Source organism: Magnetococcales bacterium, assembly GCA_015231755.1.
Lineage (GTDB): Bacteria > Pseudomonadota > Magnetococcia > Magnetococcales > Magnetaquicoccaceae > Magnetaquiglobus.
In genome coordinates, this window is record JADGAZ010000005.1 from 188,689 (window position 1) to 205,321 (window position 16,633).

Sequence of the window (16,633 nt, forward strand, 5' to 3'; positions counted from 1 at the left end):
TCGGAAAATGGGATGTTTATCTTATGATACCCCCTTCGGGTGCAAAGAACAATCATCCGAAAAGGGGAGTGTTTTTTTGGGTGTGCGTCCTGGTTTGGGCGCAGGCTGTTTCTGATGGCTGGAATGAACGATGATTCGCATTCAAACCGACGATTTTTCCGTGGAACAGGAGGTGGCCGCCCTGATCGCTGGACGCACCATGGTGGGGGGGGTGGTCAGCTTTGTGGGTACGGTGCGGGATTACGCCGGCGGGGATCGGGTCGAGGCCATGGAACTGGAACACTATCCCGGCATGACCGAATCCGAATTGGCCCGCATCGAAACCGAGGCACGCGCCCGTTTCGCTGTGGAGGCGTTGCTGGTGGTGCATCGGGTGGGTCGGTTGTCCGTGGCCGACAACATCGTGCTGGTGGTGGCGGCGGCGCGTCATCGGGCCGATGCGTTCGATGCCTGCCGTTTCATGATCGATCATTTGAAACTCTACGCCACCTTTTGGAAAAAAGAGTTCACCACCCAAGGCGGTCCCCGCTGGGTGGAGGTGTGTCCCGGCTGCGAGGCCGCCGCCGGCAAATGGGGGAGTGGAAAACCGATGGGAGCGGACGCCAACGGAGGTCATGTGCATGCGTGTGGCCAGGGACAGAGCCATGGTCATCACGGGCAGCCGGAAAAACATCAGAGTCCGGATCGGATCTCCTGGTCCGGGTTGCGGGTGGGGATCGTGACCCTGTCCGACAGTCGGGATCTGGCTTCCGATGGCAGCGGCGACGCGTTGGAACAATGGGTGCTGGCTCATGGAGGGGTGGTGGTGGCGCGGGTGTTGCTTCCGGATGAGCAGGCGCGGATCCGGGAGGTGTTGACCGCATGGTCCGATGATCGGGCAATGGAGGTGATCCTGACTACCGGCGGGACCGGTCCCGGTCCCAGGGATGTCACCCCCGAGGCCACCCGGGCGGTGTGCGACCGGGAGTTGCCGGGATTCGCGGAGTTGATCCGGGCCGCCGGTTTGCAACAGACCCGTTCCGCGGCCTTGACCCGGGGGGTGAGCGCCTTCCGGGGGCAGACGTTGGTGATCAATCTGCCGGGTTCGACCCGGGGAGCGGTTCACAGTCTGGGGGCGGTGGCGGATTTGGTGCCCCACGCCTTGCGCATGGCCCGGGGGGGCGGTCACGCCTGATCTTGGTTTTTTTCTTCACGGGGGGCGACAGGCGTCAGGAGGCGGGGCGGGAGACTGGACCGGCCTGGGGCGCGGCGCATACCGGGCAGGCGGGATTTTTGGGAATGGCAACGCGCAGCCAGAACTGATCCCGCAGATTGATCAGCCAGATGGATCCGTTGGCGGGTGACGGTTGCCGGTTGAGAAGGGTTTGGATCGCTTCGGTGGCCTGCAAGGCTCCGATCACTCCGGCCACCGGACCCAACACCCCGGCGGTGGCACAGGTCGGGATGGGACTTTCCGGCCCGCAGCCATGCTGTTTTATGCCAGGGTGCAGACATTGATAACAGGGGGCTTCCGGATCCACCCCGTGTCGAAAGGTGGCCACCTGTCCCTCGAATCCCAATACCGCCCCCGATACCAGCGGAATCCGGCGGGTCATGCAAATCCGGTTGAGCAGGTAACGGGCTTCAAAGTTGTCGCTGCCATCCACCACCAGATCGCATCCGGTCACGGCGTTTGCGATCGTGGTCTCGGTGATGCGGAGATGGATCGGGGTGACGCGGGTGGCGGGGTGGGAGCGTTGCAAGGTCTGTCGGGCCGATTCGGCCTTGGGGAGTCCCACCCCTGGGGTTACGTGGAGAATCTGACGGTGGAGATTGGACAGTTCCACCCGATCCCCGTCGGCGATCACCAGATGGCCGATGCCGGTTTGAGCCAGAAACAACGCCACCGGCGCGCCCAGTCCTCCGGCGCCCAGAATGAAGACCCGGGCTGCGGCCAGACGCGGGTTCGCGGCGGGAGCGGAATCCAACCGGTTGGAGGGAGAGTCTGGAAAGGGAATGGGCACGGCTGTTTTTTTGAAGAAGGGGAGCTTCCCTTCCGGTCGGGGGGTGTGGTCTTGGAGGGACGCCGACCGGAAGAGAGTGGCTGGGGCAAAGGATGAGCCGAGGGATCAATAATCCTTGTACTTGGCCACAACCACGCCGCTGACAATCAGTTGACCTTGAATTTCGATCAGTGGATAACGGGAATTCAGGGGTTTCATGTATTGTCTGGCGCCGTGGACGATCAATTGCTTGAGGGTGGCGCGATTGTCTTCGCTTGTCCGGGCGATCAGAAAACGATTATGCTCGGCTTTCATGGTGGGATCGACGATGATGAGTTCCCCTTCGGTGAACTCCGGTTCCATGGAGTCGTCCGGCACTTCCAGGGCATAGGCCTTGGCGCTGGTTCTCGGGGCCACGGGGATCCAGGATTTGACGTTTTCCGGGTGATGGGATTCGGCGGTTTCCGGGGTGTAGGCTTTGGCTTCTTCCCAGGTGATCAGGGGGATGCGGGCAATGACCGGAACCCGGTAACCCTCGGCGGACTCGGAAACACCGCTCATGCCGGGACCGGATCCAGGGGGGCCACCCAGGCTCATTTCGCCCCGGCCCGTGTCCAGCCAGATGGGATCGACACCGCAGGTGAGGGCAATGGCGACCGTGCGCCGCGACGAGCGGGAGCGTCCACACTCCAGTTTATGCACCGCAGTTTGACTGATGCCGACCCGATCCGCGAGTTGTTTTTGGGTGAGGCTGGCATATTTCCGGGCGGTTTGGATACGATCGCTCAGAGTTAATGTGCTGGTTCTGTCTGTCATGGCTTTTCTGGATCCTTTATGATGAATGGTTACGTCAACGATGTGTGTATACTTTCCGTCAGAGTTTTGCAACCTTTTACATGTTCATTCGGGAGGGGATGAACAGAGCAATTAAATATTTTTCTTTTCAATAATCCGTCAATAATTATGATAAATGACTTTATTATTACTGATTATGGTTCTTAATGGGTTGTATTTTTAATTTCAATAATTTTTGCACGACTTGATATTCTTGATGTGTTATTAAAAAAATGCAACAATCGGTTTTTACTGTCCCTGGCCTGTAGAGTCCATACGTTGGTATGGGTTTATCATCATATTTCGTATCGGGTTGCGATCCTTCAACAATAATGGGAGTTCAGACATGACCAATCAGTCCAACAAGTCCGTCCGTCCAAAGGCGACGGCCATTCGGCAGGATCGGGTTGACCAGTTGATCGTCTCGGCGCGCAAATCCCGGGATGAGCGTATGGCCGGATATCGGGAGCGGTCTTTGTCGATTCATCCGTGGGTGTGCGCCCGGTGTGGTCGGAGTTTTGTGCGGGAGAATTTGACTGAACTCACGGTGCACCATAAGGACCACAATCACGATAACAATCCAGTTGATGGCAGCAACTGGGAAAATTTGTGTTTGTATTGCCACGATAACGAACACTCTCGCTACGAAGAGCAACAGGGATCTCATAACAGCCAAGGTTCTGAAGAGTCATCGGAATCACGGGCCACCCACCACCCTTTTGCCAACCTGAAGGCACTGCTGGAGCGAAAAAGAGACTGAATCTTATACCTCTTCAGTCCTATAGACAATGGGCAACGCAAAAAGACTGCAAATAAAATGCGTTTAGCCTGTTTTTTTGCCCCGAAATCAGTCCGAAGTTTGTTGATGTTTTGGATTTATGTTCAAAATGAATGGGTTGTGTGGTTGTATCTCTAATGGAAGGCGTGAAACAACATAAAGAAGTCTTGAGTCCTGGCGATGCATGAGACGGGGACAGGTTATAAAAGCGTTGAAACGCGGGCGACGCCACAGTCGGACCGCAGGCGTGCCGGTTCGCTTCGGGGGGTTGGAGCAGAGCCATGCCTACTCCTCTTCGTCCGTGGGCAGATCGTGGAATCCCACCTGTAGAATGGTACGGGCCAGCAGTTCGCTCATGCGCCGGGTGTGGGCCTTGCAGAGGGATTTGTCCACCCCTTGTTCTTTCCATCGTTGCAGCAGTTCCTTGCAAGAGTCGGTGCCGACGGCGTCCATGTAGCGTCGGTAATAGATCTGGGTCAGGGTGTAGGCTTTTTCTTTGGCTTCTTCGTCGCCGGGTTGATCCCGACCCGTCACCAAGCCGATGGCCATCAATCCGGCGGTCAGCACCCCGCAGGTGTGTTGCAGTTCCGAAAACCCCCCGTTGAACGGTGTCGCCAGACGGGTGATGAGCGCGGGGTCGAAGCGATGGGGGGCAAAGACTTCGGCAAAGGCCTTGAGCATGGCCTCGGCGCAGGAGAATTGCCCGTCGTTATAGTAGGTTCGGACCCGTTCCCCCACTTGTTGAATGATGGCGTCATCGGTCAGAGGCACGGTTGGTTGTGCGGTGGAAGCAGTGACTGGGAAACGGGAAGAGCCGGGCATGGTGGCATAAGTGGTGTCGGACGCAAGGTGAAAGGGTCTATGGAGTGGTGGGTCGTTCCGGACGACGGATCGACAAAAGCACCTCTCCATCCGGCAACTCCCGGGTTTCCACGCTTACGCCCCGTTCCTGCAATCGGGGATACAGCAGATGGGGCACCCGGCTGTGGTGAACCTGCAAGGTTTCACCGGGATATAAAGTGGCCACGGCCTCCAGAATGCGGATCATGGGTTCGGGCGCGGGCAGTGTGCGGACATCCAGATTCTTGCTCATCTTGAAAAACAGTCATCAAAGGACGTGTGGTGAAACCGGATCGGGTGTATCATTACGGGTTATGACAGATTCCCGGTTGCCAAGGGATTCACGATGATCTACATAGAACATCTTGTCAATAAAAAAATGATACGGCGGGTGTGGATGAGGCTCGGTTGAGGGAAAAATGGGTGTCGGGGGCGACCGCAAAGGGGTTTTGACAGGCTTGCAAGGAGCGAAGGCTCATGATGGAAGAGACACTGTTGCCTTTGTTTTTGCGTTTGCAGGATCGTCCCTGCCTGTTGGTGGGGGGCGGGAGTGAGGCGACCCGCAAGGGTTTGGCCCTGCTGTCAGCCGGCGCCCGACTGACCATTGTTTCCGAACAACTGGAAGAAGGGTTGGCGGAAGCGGTGCGCACAGGGCGGGCTTGCTGGCGCAACGAACCGTTTGTCCCGGCCCATCTGGACGGGGTGTGGCTGGCGATCAGCGCCTCCGCCGACAGGGCCCTCAATGCCGCCCTTCATGCCGCGGCCCTGGAGCGGCGGGTGTGGTTGAACGTGGTGGATCAACCCTGCTTTTGCACCCTGGTCTGGCCGGCGGTGGTGGTCCGTCCGCCGGTTACTCTGGCCATCACCACCTCGGGGGCGGCTCCCGCGCTGGCGGGATATCTGCGGCGGCGCATCGAGGCGTGGCTGCCGGAGGGGGTGGGGGCTTTGGCCCGACGGCTTTCCGTGTGGAGACGGGAGGTGCCGGGAGGTCTGGCGGCCCGTGGACGCTTCTGGCGGGAACTGTTGGATCAGGGGGTGGCCGAACGTTTCTTGCAGGGGGACGAGGCCGGAGCCGAGGAGATGGTGCGACAGGCGTTGGCGTCACGCGAGGTTTCCGAAGTGTCGGTCGGGGCCGGGAATGCGGGCCGCGAAACAGCGGGAAATGGGTGAAGCGTGGCGATTTTTTCGGGTGGTCGGAGGACACAATGATCAGAAAAATTACGGTGCAACAACTCAAGGCCGGGATGTTTGTGCATGATTTCAACCACGACTGGAAGGATCCCTGTTGTCAGGATCGGGATCCGAACGCCTTTCGCGGCCCCCGGATGATCCGTACCGACGAAGAGGTGCAGGCGATCATCGCCCATGGCATCGTCGAGCTTTACATCGACTCCTCCCGTGGGCGGGACGTGGAAGAGGCTCCCACCGCTTCGGAAGTCCAGGCCATGCTGGAGGCCCAGTTGCGGGATCTGGCGGAAGACGACCTGGAAGAGGGCCCCCAGGAGGTGCCCATGGAACGGGAGATCCATCAGGCCGCCAAGGTCAAGGCCCATGCCCGCAATCTGGTGGGCTCGATTCTCGAAGACGCCCGGCTGGGCAAACAGGTGACCTTGTCACCGGTCAAGGACGCGGTGCGGAACATGGCGGATTCCATGTTTCGCAATCCGGACGCCCTGCTTTCCTTGAGCCTCATCAAGCAGCGGGACGAATACACCTTCATGCATTCGGTGAATGTGGGGGTGATGCTGATGTCGTTCTGTCGCGCCATGGACATGGCCGAGGAGGATATCATCAATGTCGGCATCGGCGGCATGCTCCACGACATCGGCAAGATGCGCACTCCCGAAGGCATTCTCAACAAGGCGGGCAAACTCACCGACGAGGAGTTTGCCATCATGAAAAAACATGTCACCTACAGCCGCAAAATCCTCTCCGAAACCCCGGGCATCGCCGAAGTCAGCATGCACGTCGCCGCCCAGCATCATGAGCGTGTGGACGGCTCGGGCTATCCTTTGGGACTCAAGGGGGATGCGATCAACCGTTTCGGTCAGATGGCGGCCATTGTCGATGTCTATGACGCCATCACCTCGGACCGTTGTTATCACAAGGGCAATCCGCCCCATATGGCCCTCAAGCGCATGCTGGAATGGAGCAAGTTCCATTTCAGCGCGGATCTGTATCAGAAATTTGTCCAGTGTGTGGGCATCTATCCCATGGGCACCCTGGTACGGCTGGAAAATGGTTTCCTGGGAGTGGTCAACCGTCCCAATCACGACAGCCTGTTGCACCCGGTGGTCACCCTGGTGATCAACGGCAAGACCGGACAGCGGATCCAGCCCAAAGAGGTGGATCTGATGGCCTACAAGAGTGATCAAAAAGCCGGATTCGTCATCAAGGGCCACGAGGATCACGTCAAGTGGCAGGTGAATCCGGTGGAGTTCCTGCCCAACGCCAAACTGTACGAATGATTCAACCCGGTGGCCCCGTGATCTCCCTCCGGGCCGGTGGGGCAGGAGGAGAGGTCACGGGGTCATCACCAGTCTGAATCCCACATGCAGATCCGGATGGGACGGGTCGATGCCGGTACGGTTGGCGGTGCGGGCGTAGTCGGGCCATACCGCCCAACTGCCCCCCCGGGCGCTGCGGAAAAATCCCTGGGCCGGTCCCTTGGGATCCTGTTTGGGCGAAGCGCTGTAGTAACTCGGCGAATACCAGTCCGCCACCCATTCCCAGACGTTGCCGATCATGTCGTGCAGTCCGAAGCCGTTGGGCAGGAACATCCCCACGGGTGAGGTTTCCGCATAGCCGTCCGTGCAGGGAAAGACATTCCATTTGGGCCAGGCTTGCTTGGCGCTGGCATCCCCCACGTTGGCATGGCGACACCCTTCCGCCGGATCGTCTCCCCAGGGAAAAACGCTGGAGGATCCATTGCGGGCCGCGTATTCCCACTCCGCTTCCGTGGGCAGGCGAAAATGCACGCCCCCGCGACCGGACATCCACTGGGCGAACTGGTTGGCCTGCTCCCAGGTGATGTTGACCACGGGTTGCAGATCGCTGTTCAGATCGTGGCCATCATAGGAGGTGCTGGAGTGCTTGGGGTCGAAACGGCGGAATTGACCGTTGCTCACTTCGGTGCGACCGATCCAGAAACTTTGTACGCACACTTCGTGGACCGGCTTTTCATCCGGGTCATGGTTCTCGCTCCCCATCTTGAAACATCCGGCGGGGATTTCGACAAATTCGATCCCGGTGACCGGTTCCGCCCGGGTGCGCAGACCCGAGGTGGTATCGGACTTTGACGCGGCCTTCGGGGCGCTCTCCGGCGGTTTCGGCTCGGCGGGTTTGGACTCCGCCGGGGGCAATGGCAGGGGGGGGGGCGGCAACGGCGTGGGCGGCGGTTGGGGAGTGGGTGGAGGCGGGCTTGCCGGCGCGGGTGGTGGTTGGGGAGTTTCCGGTTTGGGCGTCCCCCCGGCGGCTCTCGGCTCCGCGGGGGTATCTGCTGCGGGCACGGGTGGGGTGGCGTCCGGCTTGTTGGAATCGCTGGGCTTGGCGTCCGCTTTTTTGGAATCGTTGGTCTTGGAGTCCGTCTTGGAGTCGGTCTTGGAGTCGGTCTTGGAGTCGGTCTTGGAGTCCGATTTGGAGTCGGTCTTGGAGTCCGTTTTGGCGGAATCGTTGGGTTTGCTTTCCGGTTGCCCGGACTTGGATTCGGTTTCCTTGGCGGAGGCGGCTTTGGGTGTGGGTGTGGGCAGCTCTTTTTTCCGGGTTTCTGTTTTTTTGGATTTTTTCGCTCCCGCGGCGGCGGAACGCTGGTCCAGCAGGGCTTGCACCCGTTTGGCCTTTTGGGCACGCTGGAGCGCCAGATTGGGATTGCCGGTCTGTTTCGCTTCTTTGGAAAGCCGCTGGAATGAGCTGACGATGGTGTGCAAGCCCTCCCATCCCAGGGGATTGTCGGCGTCCAACGCGAGAATTTTGAGATATTTTTCCAAGGCGTTCATCCCGTTGGGTTGGGTGAACCGCCGGGCGTGCAGATCCTTTTCCGCCGACGCGGCCAGGGCGCGGATGGTCTGCTGGGTATCGGCGCGGAGTTCTCCGGTCAGCAGCAGCCATACAGGCAGGGCCAGCATGGCCAGAAGGGGTCGAATGAATCTGGGGGAGGCAGGTTTCATGGTGTGTCCGAAAAGACAGGGCGTGGAATCGCGCATCGTGCGAAAAAATTTCAATCGTATAGAATCTCTCAAAATTTTTTTATTTTATGCCTTCATCGGGGATCATGCAAGGAGAACGGAAACATGAAGGGATGGCGCAGAACAATCATGGCCTGGCTGGTGACCCGCCGGATGCGTGTGTTCGGGAGCGACTGGTTGCTCGTCTCTTCCGGGGGATGGGTGGCGGTGGCCAATCACGATCACCCCCTGGATTGGGTGTTGGTGGCGCCTTTCTTGCCCGATGACACCCTGGTGGCTCTGCATCCGGCAGAGATGCCCTCGGCCCGTCTGGCCCGGTGGTGCTCCTGGTTGCGGTTCGCGCCCCATGACCCCCTGGATCCCGCCACCCTCAAGCCTTTGGTCCGTCATTTGAAACAGGGGGGACATCTGTTTGTGTTTCCTGCCGGCGGCGGGTTTGGGGATGGCGCCGTGGGTCGGGTATTGCCGGGCGTGGCCCATCTTCCGGAACTGGCCGGTGTGCCGGTGATTCCCGTGTGGCTGCACAACAGCGCTTGGTGGCGCGGGGGGCGGATTCGCCCCCCGCTGGAAATGACGGTTTTTCAGCCCCGGTTCCTCGTGATGGGACCGGGCCGGGAGCGCCATCGCAGCGCGGAGTTGGCCATGACCGATTTGCTGGAAGAGGCCGGACTCCACGCCCAGGGACAACCCGCCACCCTGTGGGAGGCGGCCCGGCGCATCGTGGCCCATCAAGGACGCTCCACCCCGATCATTGCCGACTCCTCCGGCGTGGAATTGACCTATGGCCAGTGGCTTGCCCGTGCGGTGATTTTAGGTCGGGTGGTGGCCCGTCGGACGACTCCGGGAGAGCGGGTCGGGGTGTTGCTGCCGACAACCGCCGGATCCCTGGTGGTGTTCTTCTCTTTGCTGGCCATGGGGCGGGTGCCGGCCCTGTTGAATTTTACCGCCGGAGCCGCCACGGTCCGTTCCGCCTGTCGCACCGCCCGCATCCGCACCGTGCTGACCGCCCGTCGTTTTGTGGACAAGGCCAATTTGGCCCCTCTGGTCGAGGCGTTGGCCGCCGAAACCACGGTGGTGATGGTGGAGGATCTGGCCCCGGAAGCCCGGAGTCCCTGGAATCTTTTGGCTGGATTGTGGGCTTCGTTTGTTCCGGCCCGACTCGCCGTCACGCCGGAGTCGGAGGCGGTGATCCTGTTCACCTCCGGCACCGAAGGGGAACCCAAGGGGGTGGCCCTTTCCCATGGGGCCCTGCTGGCCAATATACGACAGGTCCAATTGCGGGTGGGCTTGCTTTCCGAACCCGGACGGGATTGCATGCTGGACGTGTTGCCCCTGTTTCACGCCTTTGGTCTCACCTTGGCCGCCCTGGCGCCGATTTTTTCCGGTGTGCGGCTTTTTTTGCATCCGTCACCTCTGGACTATCGGGCCATCGCCGAAATCGCCCAGCGGATTCGTCCTTCCCTGCTGGTGGGGACCGATACCTTTTTGTCCGGATACGGTCGGGTGGCCCATCCCGTGGATTTTCGTTCCTTGCGGCTGGTGTTCGCCGGAGGGGAACCCCTGCGGGAACGAACCCGCCGCCAGTGGCTGGACAGGTTCGGGGTGGCGATTTTCCAGGGGTACGGCACCACCGAGTGCGGACCCGCCGTTACCGTGGATACCCCGTTGTTGCATGCCCCGGAGAGCGTGGGGCGTCCCCTGGCCGGGGTGCGTTTCCATCTGGAACCGGTGCCCGGCATGCACGAGGGATTCCGGCTGCTGGTGAACGGTCCCAATCTGATGCTTGGCTACATTCCGCCGGGGGGGGATGGCCGGGTGGTTCCGGTTTCCGCACCGGGTCCGGGAGCCGGATGGCATGACGTGGGGGATGTGGTGACCGTGGACGCAGAGGGATTTTGGCGTATCGTCGGTCGTTTGAAACGATTCGCCAAGATCGGCGGCGAAATGGTCTCCCTGGCCGCCGTCGAGGCCCTGGCGGAAACCGTCTGGCCCGAAAGCCGCCATGCGGCGGTGGCCCTGCCCGACTCGCGCAAGGGGGAACGGATCCTCCTGGTCACCGAGCAGCACGCCCCGGACCGGGCCGACCTGATGGCCATCGCCCGTCGGGATGGGGTTTCCGGACTGTTTGTTCCCGCTCACCTGCTGTCCGTGGAGACCTTGCCCATGCTCGGACCCGGCAAGATCGATCATCAGGCGGTGCGTGTTCTGGCGGAAACCCTTGGGTCCGGCCCGGAGTCATGAGGGTGAGGCCGGGGCGACGAGGCCTTTGTCCACCGGATAGGGGGCGGACTGGATCTGATTGCGGCCTGACTGCTTGGCCAGATAGAGCAGACGGTCGGCGGCGGTGAGCAGCTCTTCCGGTTCCACCCCCCGGCGGGGGGTGATGGAGGCCACCCCCATGCTCAAGGTGACGATTCCGGATATGTCGGAGTCCGGATGGGGAATGGCCAGACCGGCTACGGCCTGCTGGATTTTTTCGGCGGTGTGGATCGCGCCCTGCAACGGGGTTTCCGGCAGCACGCAGGCGAACTCCTCCCCGCCGTAACGGGCCACCAGATCGGTTTTGCGTTCCAGGGCGTGGGTCAACGCCTCGGCGATTTCACGCAGGCATTGATCTCCCGCCTGATGCCCTCTGGAGTCGTTGAATTTCTTGAAATGGTCCACGTCGATCAGCATGGCCGACAATCGGGTTTCATGTCTGAGTCCCCGATGCCACTCCTGGCGCAGGAATTCGTCCAGACTGCGCCGGTTGGGAATGCCGGTGAGACCATCGATGGAGGCCAGACGTTTCAGCAGATCGTTTTTGCGCTTGAGATCGATGTGGGTCTGAACCCGGGCCTGCAACAGGTGGGGCTTGATCGGTTTGGTGATGTAGTCCACGCCCCCTGCCTCGAACCCGATGGTCTCGAACTGTTCCTCCCCCATGGCGGTCACGAAGATCACCGGAATGTCCCGGGTGGACGGATGGCTTTTCAGGCGTCGACACACCTCGTAACCATCCATGCCGGGCATGATCACATCCAGCAGGATCAGGTCCGGATTTTTTTGTTCCGCCATGGCCAGGGTCTTGCCGGAATCGGTGGTGAACAGCACCCGATGATCCGGTTGCAGCAGCTTGGCCAGCACTTCGATATTGGTCGGTTCATCGTCTACGACCAGGATGGTGGTGGGTATGGTCTCTCGACTCATCCTTGCATGCTCCTTTTGTGGCCGTTTGGGCCTGTCTTGCGCATTCCGGGCGTGAGTGGTGGTCTCATGGCGTTCAACCGTCCGTGAGCGGTGCCGGAATGTTGTGTGTCAAGGCGTGCGCTGCCTCGTCGAACCGCAGCAGCTCCAGATGCTGGTCGATGCGGGCGAGGGTTTCCGGATCCGCCCACGGTTCCAGTCGTTCGCGGATGGCCGCATAGGCTCCCCTGGCCCGGAAATCCCCATCCTCCAGCAGGCGTCGCACCTGTTTGACCGCCTCCAGGGGGAACGGTTCCGGATCCGGTCGCGGAATGGCCATCTCTTGGAATGTGGGGGGGGTGTCGGCCTTTTCCAGCGTCTCGATGGCCCGGATCAAGCGTTCCATCCCGGTGCGCAACGCCTCCAGACCCTCCCGGCAACCGTTCACATCCCCGGCCTTGGCCAGGGTTTCCAGTCGGGATGCCTGGGTAAAGATCTCATGGGCCGACAGGTTGCCGCTCACCCCTTTGATGCCGTGCAGCAAGGCCCGCGCCCCTTCCGGATCTTCGGCGTCGAGCCGTTCCTCCACCCGGGAAACCGAGTCGCGATGTCGGGTCACGAATTGCCGCGCCAGACGCTTCAACAGCGCCTGGTCCCCGCCGAAGCGCTCCAGGGCTTCCCGGGTGTCGATTCCCGCCAGATCCGGAAAATCGGAAAACGGTGTGTCGAGGGGCAGGGCGGAGGTCGGTTCCGGAGGGGAAGTGTCCGACGTTTCCAGGGGCGTGGGTCGCAGGTGGGCGGCCAGCACGGCGTACATCTGCTGGACGTGGACCGGCTTGGTCAGATAGTCGTTCATCCCCAGAGCAAGACAGCGATCTTTTTCGCTTTTCAGGGCATTGGCGGTCATGGCGATGATCGGCAGCCGTTTGGCGTCGAAATGGCTGCGCAACCGTCTGGTGGCCTCGTAGCCGTCCATGATCGGCATTTGCAGATCCATCAGCACCGCGTCGAAGTGGTCTGGCTGGGCCGTCAGTCGTGTGAGCGCTTCTTGTCCATTGGAGGCGTGTTCGGCCACCACCCCCGCCTTGGAGAGCATCTCTTCCGCCACCTGCCAGTTGATGTCGTGATCTTCCACCACCAGAATGCGCGCCCCTTGCAGTCGGGTCAGGAGGGCTTTGGTCCGGGATTGGACCGGGGGCGGTGATCGAGGCGGGGATTGGGGCTCAACCGGAGCATCCACGGCTTCCGCAGGGATTCCCTTGCCCAAGGCCTCCTGGATGGTGTTGAGCAGCATGGAAGGGGTCACGGGTTTGAGCATGAAACCGTTCACCCCGACGGTGCGCGCCTCCTTCATCACCTCCTGCCGACCAAAAGCGGTCACCATGATCACTCGGGACGACGCCATGGCCACATTTTCCCGGATGCGACGGGCGGTCTCGATGCCGTTCATCTCCGGCATCTGCCAGTCGAGCAGAATCACGTCGTATGGTTTGTCGTTGTCCTGGGCCAGCCGTTCCATTTTTTGCAACGCCTCGTGTCCCGATTCGGCCACCTCCACGGCGCATTTCAACCCCTGGGCCATCTCCTTGAGCAGGTGGCGGGCGGTTGCGTTGTCATCCACCACCAGAATCCGCAGCGGGACGGGAGCGGCGATCCTCCGGGGCGGGGCGAGGCGTTCGGATGGCGGCACACGCTCCAAAGGAATGGTGAAGGCAAACTCGCTGCCCGATCCCGGTTCGCTGATGACCGTAAAGGTTCCGTTCATCTGGTCCACCAGACTTTTGCAGATCGCCAACCCCAATCCGGTTCCTCCGTAGTGCCGGGTGGTGGAGGAGTCGGCTTGCACGAACGGTTGGAACAGTCCGGCGATTTGCGCTTCGGTGAGACCGATGCCGCTGTCTCGTACCGAAAACCGCATCCGCACCGTCTGCCCGCTGATGGCCATCGCCTCGACCCGAAAGAGGATCTCGCCGGCATGGGTGAACTTGACCGCATTGGTCCCCAGGTTGATCAGGATCTGTTCCAGGCGCAACGGATCGCCGATCAGGCTACGGGGCAGATCCGCGCCCAGGTCGAAGAGAATTTCCAATCCTTTCTCCTCGGCCCGCATCGCCACCATGCCCGCCACCTTTTCCATCACCTCTCCCAACTGAAACGGCAGATGTTCCAGTTCCAGGCGTCCCGCCTCGATTTTCGAGAAGTCGAGAATGTCGTTGATGATTCCCAACAGGGTCTCCGCCGCCGACTGGATCTTGCGCATCCGGGAGTGCTGACCCGGAGTGAGGGGCGTTTGCGACAGCAGATATCCCATGCCGATGATGGTGTTCATGGGGGTACGGATTTCGTGGCTCATGTTGGCCAGAAACAGACTTTTGGCCTGATTGGCCGCTTCCGCGCTCTCCTTGGCGGTCAGCAGCATGGCCTCGGTCTGTTTGCGTTCCGTGATATCCCGGATCACGGCGGAAAAGAATCGGGTTCCGTCCGCATGGGTCCAGGAGTTGAGAGACATCTCCAGGGGAAATTCCGAACCGTCCTGGCGCAAGCCCGACATCTCTGTGGTCTGGCCCAGCAACGGGGATGCGCCTTGTTCCAGAAACCGTTGAAATCCCTTCCGATGTCCTTCCGCATGTCGTTGTGGAATCAGCGGAGTGAGTTTTTTCCCCAGAATCTCTTCCCGGGAATAGCCGAACAGCACTTCGGCCCCTTTGTTCCAGAAGATGATGTTTTGTTCCTGATCCGTGGCGATGATGGCGTCCCGGATCGACAGCGTGACCGAACGGAAACGCTCCTCGCTGGCTTGCAGACGGGCCAGGGTCTGCTGGTGACGCAGCACCTCCTGACGCAACTTCAGATTGCTGGACTCGGCGGCGTCGATGGCCTCGTTCAAGGAGGAGAGAATCTGCTTGCGTTCGGAAATGTCCCGCAAGAAGGCGGTGAAAAAGGTGAAATTGGCACCCGGAATCACCGTGATGGCGATCTCCGTGGGAATGCGTTTTCCTTGGGCGTTGATGGCGTCCAACTCGATGTGCTGGTTGATGACTTTCTTTTCTCCGGTGGCCAGATAGCGGATCAGTCCAAGGCGGTGGGCCTCCCGCATCTCGGGGGGAATGATGATCTCGCTGATGTCTTTGCCCATGACCTCGGATTTGCGGAATCCGAAAATGTGCTCCGCCGCCTTGTTGAATTCCAGAATGTTCCCTTTGGTGTCGATGGAGATGATGGCATCCAGGGCCGTGTCGAGAATGGCCCGGTTGCGCTGCTCGCCATGACGCAGTTCGGCGGTGGCCAGTCGCAGATTGCCCTCCACCCGCAACAGCAGACGGTGAAACATCCAGCCAAGAAACAACGCACTTGCACAGATGCCCAGAATGACCCGCTTCTTGTGCCCCAGGGTGATTTTTTCCAGGGGCAGATCCTCGAACAAGACCACCAGTCTGGCTACGGGCCTGGATGCGATATCGTTGACCGGAATGATGAAATAGTGGATGTGTTCCGCTGTGGCGTATTCTTGGGTCTTGTTTTGGAAATATCCGGTTTTCAGTTGGTTGACGCGGATGTGTTGGATCAGTTCCTCGGGCAGGAGCGGATGGGTGCCTCCGGCGTGGACCAGATCCGGGAACCGGTCCCATTCGGTCTTCGGATCGTGGGGAGTTCTGGCTTTCCAGGAGGCTTCATCCAGATAGGACTTGTCGATCAACAGGTGCAGATCCACGTTGAAGATGGCATGCAGTGGATCCAGCAGCGCGGGCATCTCCTTGCCCATCTCCAGGTAGCCGATGATCTCGTTTTGCAGCAGCCATGGCACCACCACCCGCAAGGTGAGGCCCCCATGGCGTCCGATTTCCAGTCCGTGGCTGGTCTGACGGGTTTCCCGGGCCTTGCGCAGGGTCTCTCTGCCGATCCGGTCCCCATGGACCTCGGGGCGGTGGATGCGCAGCAGATTGACGCCTTCCGGGTCGTGGAAATACAGATGGCTGATTTTCTGGTTTGTTTCCCATTGGGTGAACAGCGGTGCGACGGCTTCCAGGAGTGCTGCCCGATCTTTGGCCAGAAACCGTTCCACCAGCGTCGGATCCCGGGCCAACCCCAACAATTGCCCGGCCATGGCGTGATGACCTTCGTCGATGAGGCGTTGCAAGGTATCGTGAATCTGTTTCTGGAAGTGATCGCTGAGGTTTTGTTCCTGCTCTGTGTGCATCCAATGCACAGAGAAGAGAAAAAAGGTGACGAGCGCGCCAAAAGTCAACAAGAACGAGGCGATGATCGGTTGCTGTATGCGCCAAAGGCGCTTGTCGTTGAACGGGTCCATGGGCGATCGCTTTTCGCGGGTCCGGCAGGGAGACGTGGAATATGAACAGGATGTTTCGACGATAACATAACAGGATCGCATAAGATCGCTGAATGTTCCACGGGTGTTACATTTTGATACCAGATCACGCGGATCCGTTGGAGGTGTAAGCCTGGTCGGAACGATTGGGTTTGTCCGGATGTTTCAACTCCAACACCCCCCGTTTGACCAAAGGGGTCAGAAAGCGGGCACGCAATCCACCCGCATGCCGCTCCAGATATCCGGCCAATTGACGCCCGGTGAGCCAGCGATCCCGGCACAGCGTCAGGATGATCGATTCCATCTGTTCAGGGGCCAAGCGCGGATTGCCCCTGGCCGGAGCTGCGATCTTGAGGAGAACCGGATCCTGCTGGTCGTCGCTGCGTATGGAGTCCAGGTCATCGCTGTGTGAGGAGTCGGAGTCGCTGTGTGAGGAGTCGGAGTCGTTGTGTGAGGAGTCGGAGTCGTTGTGTGAGGAGTCGGAGTCGTTGTGTGAGGAGTCGGAGTCGCTGTGTGAGGAGTC

General features: G+C 60.3%; 13 protein-coding genes and 1 pseudogene. 6 read left to right on the forward strand and 8 right to left on the reverse strand.

Features of this window, described 5'->3' with window-relative positions; translation table 11 throughout:
* Nucleotides 1–130 precede the first annotated feature (130 nt).
* Nucleotides 131–565 (forward strand): annotated as a pseudogene (locus HQL98_05275) (molybdenum cofactor biosynthesis protein MoaE).
* A 24-nt stretch (nt 566–589) separates the two neighbouring features.
* Nucleotides 590–1,174, forward strand: a complete 585-nt coding sequence (locus HQL98_05280) for a MogA/MoaB family molybdenum cofactor biosynthesis protein (protein ID MBF0271477.1) — start codon at nt 590–592, stop codon at nt 1,172–1,174.
* 34 nt (nt 1,175–1,208) lie between these two features.
* Here HQL98_05280 and HQL98_05285 read toward each other — a convergent pair whose 3' ends face one another.
* A complete protein-coding gene (locus tag HQL98_05285) occupies nt 1,209–2,003 on the reverse strand; it encodes a HesA/MoeB/ThiF family protein (GenBank protein ID MBF0271478.1) in 795 nt (264 codons plus the stop codon).
* Nucleotides 2,004–2,108: 105 nt separating this feature from the next.
* Complete coding sequence (locus HQL98_05290; GenBank protein MBF0271479.1) at nt 2,109–2,798, reverse strand: LexA family transcriptional regulator; 690 nt, start codon at nt 2,796–2,798, stop codon at nt 2,109–2,111.
* 364 nt (nt 2,799–3,162) lie between these two features.
* Here HQL98_05290 and HQL98_05295 point away from each other — a divergent pair, with 364 nt between their 5' ends.
* Complete coding sequence (locus HQL98_05295) at nt 3,163–3,576, forward strand: HNH nuclease family protein (protein MBF0271480.1); 414 nt, start codon at nt 3,163–3,165, stop codon at nt 3,574–3,576.
* A gap of 303 nt (nt 3,577–3,879) precedes the next feature.
* Here HQL98_05295 and HQL98_05300 read toward each other — a convergent pair whose 3' ends face one another.
* Nucleotides 3,880–4,365: a C_GCAxxG_C_C family protein gene (locus tag HQL98_05300; GenBank protein MBF0271481.1), complete on the reverse strand. Its 486-nt coding sequence runs from the start codon at nt 4,363–4,365 to the stop codon at nt 3,880–3,882.
* Nucleotides 4,366–4,453: 88 nt separating this feature from the next.
* Nucleotides 4,454–4,687 (reverse strand): DUF2249 domain-containing protein, encoded by a 234-nt coding sequence (locus tag HQL98_05305; GenBank protein MBF0271482.1) that lies wholly within the window; start codon nt 4,685–4,687, stop codon nt 4,454–4,456.
* A 224-nt stretch (nt 4,688–4,911) separates the two neighbouring features.
* Between HQL98_05305 and HQL98_05310 the strand changes: the two genes are divergently transcribed.
* Nucleotides 4,912–5,604 (forward strand): bifunctional precorrin-2 dehydrogenase/sirohydrochlorin ferrochelatase, encoded by a 693-nt coding sequence (locus HQL98_05310; GenBank protein MBF0271483.1) that lies wholly within the window; start codon nt 4,912–4,914, stop codon nt 5,602–5,604.
* 35 nt (nt 5,605–5,639) lie between these two features.
* Entirely contained in the window at nt 5,640–6,902 is a 1,263-nt protein-coding gene (locus HQL98_05315; GenBank protein ID MBF0271484.1) for an HD-GYP domain-containing protein, read from the forward strand.
* A 54-nt stretch (nt 6,903–6,956) separates the two neighbouring features.
* Here HQL98_05315 and HQL98_05320 read toward each other — a convergent pair whose 3' ends face one another.
* Complete coding sequence (locus HQL98_05320) at nt 6,957–8,600, reverse strand: SUMF1/EgtB/PvdO family nonheme iron enzyme (GenBank protein MBF0271485.1); 1,644 nt, start codon at nt 8,598–8,600, stop codon at nt 6,957–6,959.
* A gap of 123 nt (nt 8,601–8,723) precedes the next feature.
* Here HQL98_05320 and HQL98_05325 point away from each other — a divergent pair, with 123 nt between their 5' ends.
* The gene (locus HQL98_05325; protein MBF0271486.1) at nt 8,724–10,859 is read left to right on the forward strand and encodes an AMP-binding protein; all 2,136 of its coding nucleotides are present in this window, start codon (nt 8,724–8,726) and stop codon (nt 10,857–10,859) included.
* Here the strand turns inward: HQL98_05325 and HQL98_05330 are convergent.
* The 3 genes from HQL98_05330 to HQL98_05340 all read right to left on the reverse strand — a co-directional run.
* Nucleotides 10,854–11,807 carry a PleD family two-component system response regulator gene (locus HQL98_05330; protein ID MBF0271487.1) on the reverse strand — a complete coding sequence of 318 codons (954 nt, stop codon included), beginning with the start codon at nt 11,805–11,807 and terminating at the stop codon, nt 10,854–10,856. The two genes, HQL98_05325 and HQL98_05330, sit on opposite strands and share 6 nt — an antisense overlap.
* A 73-nt stretch (nt 11,808–11,880) precedes the next feature.
* Nucleotides 11,881–16,092, reverse strand: coding sequence for a PAS domain S-box protein (locus tag HQL98_05335; protein MBF0271488.1), 4,212 nt, complete (start codon nt 16,090–16,092; stop codon nt 11,881–11,883).
* Between the two features lie 124 nt (nt 16,093–16,216).
* The coding region (locus HQL98_05340) for a hypothetical protein (protein ID MBF0271489.1) at nt 16,217–16,633 on the reverse strand (417 nt) is incomplete at its 5' end.

Bases quoted from the DNA above. Each gene is read 5' to 3' on its own strand.
- HQL98_05280 (MBF0271477.1), top strand. From the start codon at position 590: ATGGGAGCGGACGCCAACGGAGGTCATGTGCATGCGTGTGGCCAGGGA.
- HQL98_05290 (MBF0271479.1), bottom strand. From the start codon at position 2,798: ATGACAGACAGAACCAGCACATTAACTCTGAGCGATCGTATCCAAACC.
- HQL98_05295 (MBF0271480.1), top strand. From the start codon at position 3,163: ATGACCAATCAGTCCAACAAGTCCGTCCGTCCAAAGGCGACGGCCATT.
- HQL98_05305 (MBF0271482.1), bottom strand. From the start codon at position 4,687: ATGAGCAAGAATCTGGATGTCCGCACACTGCCCGCGCCCGAACCCATG.
- HQL98_05310 (MBF0271483.1), top strand. From the start codon at position 4,912: ATGATGGAAGAGACACTGTTGCCTTTGTTTTTGCGTTTGCAGGATCGT.
- HQL98_05315 (MBF0271484.1), top strand. From the start codon at position 5,640: ATGATCAGAAAAATTACGGTGCAACAACTCAAGGCCGGGATGTTTGTG.
- HQL98_05320 (MBF0271485.1), bottom strand. From the start codon at position 8,600: ATGAAACCTGCCTCCCCCAGATTCATTCGACCCCTTCTGGCCATGCTG.
- HQL98_05325 (MBF0271486.1), top strand. From the start codon at position 8,724: ATGAAGGGATGGCGCAGAACAATCATGGCCTGGCTGGTGACCCGCCGG.
- HQL98_05330 (MBF0271487.1), bottom strand. From the start codon at position 11,807: ATGAGTCGAGAGACCATACCCACCACCATCCTGGTCGTAGACGATGAA.
- HQL98_05335 (MBF0271488.1), bottom strand. From the start codon at position 16,092: ATGGACCCGTTCAACGACAAGCGCCTTTGGCGCATACAGCAACCGATC.